The following is a 6,842-nucleotide window of genomic DNA, read 5'->3' as shown; positions in this document are numbered from 1 at the left end:
TGCAGGCCGGCCCGGCCCGGCGGGCGGGCGCGGGGCGAAGCCCGAAGACCGACCCGTCCGACGTCATGGCGCGGCTTCGCCGTGCCCTCTTCCCTGCCCCTTTCCCTCCCGTCGCGGCGGAGCCGCGCCGTGTGGCCGGCGGGAGTGGGGCGGGTGTCGTCGGAGGGAAGGCAGGCAAGAAGAAACCCCGCAGCTTTCGCTACGGGGTCGTCGGACGGGTTCGGCTGGCCGCTCGCGCGGCGCGCCGACCCGCCGGCCGTGATAGTCGCCGAGATGGTGGATAGCTGGCGCTATCCACCTGCGACTATCCCATTATCTCCTGCTCCAGCCTTTTTGCCATCTCCTCGATGTTCTCCGGCGGCCAGCCCGGGATCTCCATCCCCAGCCGCAGCCCCATCGAGGACAGCACCTCCTTGATCTCGTTCAGCGACTTGCGGCCGAAGTTGGGCGTGCGCAGCATCTCCGCCTCCGTCTTGCCGACAAGGTCGCCGATGTAGATGATGTTGTCGTTCTTCAGGCAGTTGGCGCTGCGCACCGACAGCTCGAGCTCGTCCACCTTCTTGAGGAGGTAGCGGTTGATCTGCTGCGTGTCGCCGGTGATCTCGCCGACCGGCGCGGGCGCGGGCTGGCCGACCGGCGCGGCGCGCGGCATCGACGCGTCGTCGAACTGCACGAACAGCGCAAGCTGGTCCTGGAGAATGCGGCCGGCATAGCCAACCGCGTCGTCCGGGCTGATCGTCCCGTCCGTCTCGACCGTCAGCGTCAGCTTGTCATAGTCCAGATCCTGGCCGACGCGGGTCGGATCGACCTTGTACGACACCTGCCGCACCGGCGAGTAGAGCGCGTCCACCGGGATCAGCCCGATCGGCGCGTCGGCCGGACGGTTCGCGGTCGCCGCGACATAGCCCTTGCCGATGTCGGCGGTCAGCTCCATGTTCAGCGTCGCGCCGTCGTCGAGGTGGCACAGCACGAGGTCCTTGTTCATGACCTCGATGTCGCCTGCGACCGCGATGTCCCCCGCCTTGACCGTCGCCGGCCCGGTCGCGGACAGCTGAAGCCGCTTTGGCCCCTCGCCCTGCATCCGCAGCGCGATCTGCTTCACGTTCAGGACGATGTCCGTCACGTCCTCGCGAACGCCCGCAAGGCTGCTGAACTCGTGCAGCACGTTCTCGATCTTGATGGAGGTGACGGCCGCGCCCTGAAGCGACGACAGCAGCACCCGCCGCAGCGCGTTGCCGAGCGTCAGCCCGAAGCCGCGCTCCAGCGGCTCGGCGACGAACGTCGCGCGGCGGCGCGGGTCCCCGCCCGGGCGGCGCTCCAACCCGCTCGGCTTCTTCAGTTCCTGCCAGTTCTTTGCGTTGACGGACAAGCTCATGTCCCCTGCGTTGGGCCGATACGGAGGATCGGCCGGGTAGAAGATCGCGCCGGCTCGTCAGCCGGTACGGTTGGATCGGGTGCCGCTCAGACGCGGCGGCGCTTGGACGGGCGCACGCCGTTGTGCGGGATGCTCGTCACGTCGCGGATCGAGGTGATCTGGAACCCGACCGACTGGAGCGCCCGGAGCGCCGATTCGCGGCCCGAGCCCGGACCCTTCACCTCGACCTCCAGCGTGCGGACGCCATGCTCGGACGCCTTGCGGCCGGCATCCTCGGCGGCGACCTGGGCGGCATAGGGGGTCGACTTGCGCGATCCCTTGAAGCCCATCGTGCCGGCGGACGACCAGCTGATGGTGTTGCCCTGCGCGTCGGTGATGGTGATCATCGTATTGTTGAAGCTGGCGTTCACATGCGCCACCCCCGAAGTAATATTCTTGCGCTCGCGACGGCGGATGCGCTGCGGTACCTGTGCCATATAGTCCTGACTTTATCTAGCTGAGTCGACGGAACAGTCTCTGTTACATCGCTGCAAGGTAAACCGTTTCTAAGCGGATTACTTCTTCTTGCCAGCAATCGGCTTAGCTTTGCCCTTACGAGTACGTGCATTGGTGTGCGTGCGTTGGCCTCGAACGGGCAGACCGCGGCGATGGCGCAGACCGCGGTAGCAAGCCAAATCCATAAGTCGCTTGATGTTCATCGCGACCTCGCGGCGGAGATCACCTTCCACCTGATGATCGGCATCAATCGTCTCACGAATTTGCAGGATCTCTTGATCAGTTAAATCCTGCACACGCCGATCATTTGCAATACTCAGCTTAGTTGTGATGGCTTTGGCCTTTGTTGGACCAATGCCATGAATATAAGTTAGCGCGATCACCACTCGCTTGTTTGTCGGGATGTTGACCCCCGCAATACGTGCCATAAATAGTTCTCCCAGCTCCACGGGCCGCGAACGGCAACGCAGCCCATCTCTTCGCATTGCCTCAAGCTTATACAACGCAAAAATACGGCGAGCGCAACTAAGCGTCGCCGTAAGTATTGGTCATAAGCTTTAGCTCGCATACGGTTTCAAGACTTCAATGTCAAATAATTACCTTTCGGACCGACTCCATCGCCGCAGCGCCACGACAGTCCAGATTACCTCAATAATTCCGAACGGCCACGCGCCCTGCAGAAAACCATAAATCGCACTGCTCAAAGAGCCGATGGCAAAGCCCAGTGTCCAAGCCGGCGCACGCTCATCCAGTAAATAGCACACCAACGTGAAGCCGATCGCCACGAAGCCGAACAAGGTGAGTAGGTTCATCGTCGCCCTGTCCTCCACCAAGTCATTCCACCAGCACGATCCGCGCGACCAGCCCAGGCTGATTGTCGCCGAGCTCAAACCGGCCGCCGTGCAGACGTACAACTGCTTCGATTAGCGCTAAGCCCAACCCCGCGCCCGGGGTCGAGCGTGCGGCGTCCAGCCGACCGAACCTGCGTCGCGCCTGCGCGCGGTCAGCGGTCGCGATGCCCGGTCCACGATCTTCGACTTGAATGGCAACCGCGCCGGCTTCCGCACAAGCGACACGCAATACGATAGCGCCCCCGGTGCCGCCGTGGTGGATAGCATTGTCGAGCAGGTTGGTGATGGCTTGACTGACGAGCTCACGATGCAACGCCAGTGGCGCCGGCCGCTCGTCGATCACGATCCGAAACAGCAGTCCCGCATCTTCTGCCACTGGCGCGTAAAGCTCACCCACTTCTTCGACCAGCGCGGCAGGATCAACGCGGATGAACCGGTCACGCGTGGCGGCCTCGGAACGGCTGATCTCGATGAGCGTCGATAGCATCCGAAGCACAAGATCGGTCTCACCCAATAATCCCGTAAGCGCCACCTCGCGCTGCGCCGGATCATACGTCAGCAGCGCAAGCTCGGTCTTGGTGCGGAGCCGAGCGAGCGGCGAACGCAAGTCGTGCGCCAACCCATCAGTCACCACCCGCAATTCGCCCATGACCCGTTCGAGCTTCTCCAACATGGCGTTCAGACAACCCGCCAGCCGATCGAACGCATCGCCGCCCCCCGCCCCCGGCACGACGCGGCGGGTCAGGTCGCCTTGCCCCGCATGTTCGATCACAGCTGCAACCTGGTCTAGACGCCCGCCGACATAGCGCGCCACTATCAGCCCGGCAGCAACCCCGAGCACGGGCGCCAGTAACATCGATAGCAGCAACGCACGCTCCAGCGCGCGGTCTTCCTCAACAATCAGATCAAGCGTACGTGCTGTGAGCAGCCATTCTTCGCCAACCCGACGGATCGTGTAACCCGCCTCGCGTGTTTCCCACCCGCTATCACGACCGATCCGACCGATTTGGAACCCGGTGAATGTAAGTGGCGTAACCGTCAAGCGTGCGGGGCCAAAGCCGCCGAGCCGAAGCCCATCGGACCCTAGCAGCAAGACCGCCAACGATTGGTCGTTCGCAGCGTCCGCATCTGCGATTGCACCGCGCAGAGCGATGAGTCCGCCCGACCGGTAGGCAGCTACCAGCGTATCGGCCTGCCCGATTGTCTCGCGCCGGACCGCCGCAACTGCCTCGGCGTGCGTCTGTCTCGACACAAAAGCGAGCAACACGATGCTGGTGACCAGCGCCAGTGCGGTCGACAGAAACGCGATACGCGTTGTGATTGACAATTTTACGCGCCACCTCGCCACTAATTATCAGCCGATAGCCTATAACCTGCCCCACGCACCGTGTGTAAAATCGGTGTCGGAAAGCCATCCTCTAACTTCCGACGCAGCCGGCCAATATGGACATCAACCACATTGGAACCGGGATCGAAATGGTAGTTCCAGATCTTCTCCAGCATCATCGTGCGCGTTACCACTTCACCGGCATGGCGGGCGAGATACTCGAGAATATTGAACTCGCGTGCGCCCAGCGCGATGACGCGACCGGCGCGATGCACACTGCGCGCGAGCAGATCAATCTCAAGGTCGCCCACGCCTAGCCGCGTACGTGGTACCTCGCCACCCAGCCGCTCGGACCGGCGCACCAGTGCTTCGATCCGGGCGGACAGTTCCGCAAAGGAAAACGGTTTGCAAAGATAATCGTCAGCACCGGCTTTCAACCCGTCGATCCGATCGTCCACGCTCGTCAGCGCCGAAAGCATCAGCACCGGCATGGTAAGCCCGGCAGCGCGGATTGCGCTGACCATTGCAATACCATCCAACCCAGGTAGCATCCGGTCGGCCACGACCAAATCGAAAATGCCTTCACTGGACAAGAATAAACCGTCACGTCCGTCGCTACACAATTCAACTGCGTATCCTGCTTCGGACAATCCCTTCTGCAGATAGCCCATCGTGACGGGATCGTCTTCAACGACCAAAATCTTACGGCTCACGAAAGCACCGGACTCATTACAAATAGACCTTAGCAAAGTTCTATAGTGAACCAACACTTCGGGCATGCGTTGATATGATTAAGTTTTATAACACTAGCATTTAGCAGCCAAGATCAAACGCTCCCTAGTCTTTAATTACTCTGAAATAGAGAACTGGTTATGGTCGGAAAAGGACAGTAGGATGACATCTGTGTTAATTTCAGTAGAAAACTAGCTTAATGGTAACGAAATCAGAAAGCGTCCAACGCTCCCCCTTTATCTAAGATTATTCCGATCGCGCCAGCTACCTCCTCGATATCTGCCATTCCATTAACCCGATATACTAACCCACGAGCCTCATAGATCGGCAGGATCGGCGCGGTCTTGGCGCGGTATTCCGCCATGCGGGTGGCGACCGTGTCCGCGTTATCGTCCGGACGGCGCTTGAACTCGGTGGACCCGCACACGTCGCACACCCCGGCCTTGACCGGCCTCTTGAAGACATCGTGATAGCCCTCGCCGCAGCGCGCGCAGGTGAAGCGGCCGACGACCCGCTCGGTCAGCGCCGCCTCGTCCACCTCCAGCTCGACCACATAGTCGAGCGAACGGCCGCGCTCAGCCAGCAACAGGTCCAGTGCCTCGGCCTGCGGCGCAGTGCGCGGGAAGCCGTCGAAGATCACGCCTGCGTCGGTGCCGCCCGCATCGAGGCGCTCGCCGATCAGCGCCGACACGATCGAGTCGGACACGAGCTCTCCCGCCTCCATCACCGCCTTCGCCCTCAGTCCGACGGGAGAACCCGACTTCACCGCCGCGCGCAGCATGTCGCCGGTGGACAGCTGCACCATCGCGCGCTCGCTCACCAACCGACCGGCCTGAGTTCCCTTGCCCGCGCCCGGCGGCCCCAACAGGATGATGTTCATCCCCGCTCCCCTTCCTGCCGACCGATCCGCGCCGGTTCAGCGCAACCGCGCGCCCTTCAACTTCGCCTTCTTGATGAGGTCGCCGTACTGATGCGCCAGCAGGTGCGACTGGATCTGCGTCACCGTGTCCATCGTCACGTTGACGACGATCAGCAGGCTGGTGCCGCCCAAGTAGAACGGAATGGCGAGCGCCGACACCAGATACTCTGGCAACAGGCAGATGATCGCCAGATAGCCCGCGCCGATCACGGTGATGCGCGTCAGGACGTAGTCGAAATACGTCTCGGTGTTCTTGCCGGGTCGGATGCCGGGCACGAACCCGCCGTAGCGCTTCAGATTGTCCGCCGTCTCCTCCGGGTTGAACACGACCGCAGTGTAGAAGAACGAGAAGAACACGATCCCCAAGCCGTAGAGCAGCATGTACACGATGCTGCCGTGCTGAAGATACTGGTTCAGCGTGATGACGATGCTGCCCCACCACGTGTCGGGGTTGGCGGTCTGTTTCCCGGCGAACTGCGTGATCGTCAGCGGCATCAGCAGCAGCGACGAGGCGAAGATCGGCGGAATGACGCCCGCGGTGTTGATCTTCAGCGGCAGGTGGCTGCGGTCCGCCTGCATCCCACGCTGGGTCTGCCGCTTGGGGTATTGGATCAGGATGCGCCGCTGCGCGCGCTCCATGAAGCAGATGAACAGGATCAGGAACGCGACCGCGGCGACGATGCCGATCAGCCGCGCCGCATCGACCGAGCCCGACCGGCCGCCCTCCAGCAGGTTGTACAGCGTCGTTGGCAGATTGGCGACGATGCCGGCCATGATGATGAGCGACACGCCGTTGCCGATGCCGCGGCTGGTGATCTGCTCGCCGATCCACATCAGGAACATCGTGCCGCCGACCAGCGAAATGACGGCGGCGATCCGGAACGTCATGCCGGGGTCGACCACCGCCTGCACGCCCGAATTGCGGCCCAGCGCCTCCAGCCCGGCGGCGATGAAATAACCCTGCACCGCGGTGAGCGCGACGGTGCCATAGCGGGTGTACTGGTTCAGCTTCTTGCGCCCGCTTTCCCCCTCCTTCTTGATCGCGGCGAGGTGCGGGGATAGCGAGGTGGCGAGCTGGATGACGATGGAAGCGGTGATGTACGGCATCACGCCCAGCGCGATCAGGCTCATCCGCTTGAGCGA

The 6,842-nt window shown here is 62.4% G+C and carries 8 protein-coding genes; all 8 read right to left on the bottom strand.

Annotation, left to right across the window (positions count from 1 at the left end):
- Positions 1-304: 304 nt before the first annotated feature.
- Complete coding sequence (locus HUV01_RS10230; RefSeq protein ID WP_174298166.1) at positions 305-1,369, bottom strand: DNA-directed RNA polymerase subunit alpha; 1,065 nt, start codon at positions 1,367-1,369, stop codon at positions 305-307.
- Positions 1,370-1,461: 92 nt separating this feature from the next.
- Entirely contained in the window at positions 1,462-1,851 is a 390-nt protein-coding gene (gene rpsK, locus HUV01_RS10225) for a 30S ribosomal protein S11 (protein ID WP_174298165.1), read from the bottom strand.
- 78 nt (positions 1,852-1,929) lie between these two features.
- Entirely contained in the window at positions 1,930-2,298 is a 369-nt protein-coding gene (rpsM, locus tag HUV01_RS10220) for a 30S ribosomal protein S13 (protein ID WP_174298164.1), read from the bottom strand.
- A gap of 168 nt (positions 2,299-2,466) precedes the next feature.
- The gene (locus HUV01_RS10215; protein WP_174298163.1) at positions 2,467-2,682 is read right to left on the bottom strand and encodes a hypothetical protein; all 216 of its coding nucleotides are present in this window, start codon (positions 2,680-2,682) and stop codon (positions 2,467-2,469) included.
- A gap of 22 nt (positions 2,683-2,704) precedes the next feature.
- The gene (locus tag HUV01_RS10210) at positions 2,705-4,048 is read right to left on the bottom strand and encodes a sensor histidine kinase (protein ID WP_254606550.1); all 1,344 of its coding nucleotides are present in this window, start codon (positions 4,046-4,048) and stop codon (positions 2,705-2,707) included.
- A gap of 20 nt (positions 4,049-4,068) precedes the next feature.
- A complete protein-coding gene (locus tag HUV01_RS10205) occupies positions 4,069-4,761 on the bottom strand; it encodes a winged helix-turn-helix domain-containing protein (protein WP_174298161.1) in 693 nt (230 codons plus the stop codon).
- Between the two features lie 230 nt (positions 4,762-4,991).
- Positions 4,992-5,660 carry an adenylate kinase gene (locus HUV01_RS10200; protein WP_174298160.1) on the bottom strand — a complete coding sequence of 223 codons (669 nt, stop codon included), beginning with the start codon at positions 5,658-5,660 and terminating at the stop codon, positions 4,992-4,994.
- Between the two features lie 36 nt (positions 5,661-5,696).
- Positions 5,697-6,842, bottom strand: a 1,146-nt coding sequence (gene secY / locus HUV01_RS10195; protein ID WP_174298159.1) for a preprotein translocase subunit SecY, incomplete at its 5' end; no start/stop codon positions are given.

The organism is Sphingomonas bacterium, from assembly GCF_903643035.1.
Classification (GTDB): domain Bacteria; phylum Pseudomonadota; class Alphaproteobacteria; order Sphingomonadales; family Sphingomonadaceae; genus Sphingomonas.
This window is presented reverse-complemented; position numbering and strand designations above follow the sequence as displayed.

What these genes read in the sequence shown, in the direction of transcription:
- rpsK (WP_174298165.1), bottom strand. Translation starts at nt 1,851, where the DNA reads ATGGCACAGGTACCGCAGCGCATCCGCCGTCGCGAGCGCAAGAATATT.
- rpsM (WP_174298164.1), bottom strand. Translation starts at nt 2,298, where the DNA reads ATGGCACGTATTGCGGGGGTCAACATCCCGACAAACAAGCGAGTGGTG.
- HUV01_RS10215 (WP_174298163.1), bottom strand. Translation starts at nt 2,682, where the DNA reads ATGAACCTACTCACCTTGTTCGGCTTCGTGGCGATCGGCTTCACGTTG.
- HUV01_RS10200 (WP_174298160.1), bottom strand. Translation starts at nt 5,660, where the DNA reads ATGAACATCATCCTGTTGGGGCCGCCGGGCGCGGGCAAGGGAACTCAG.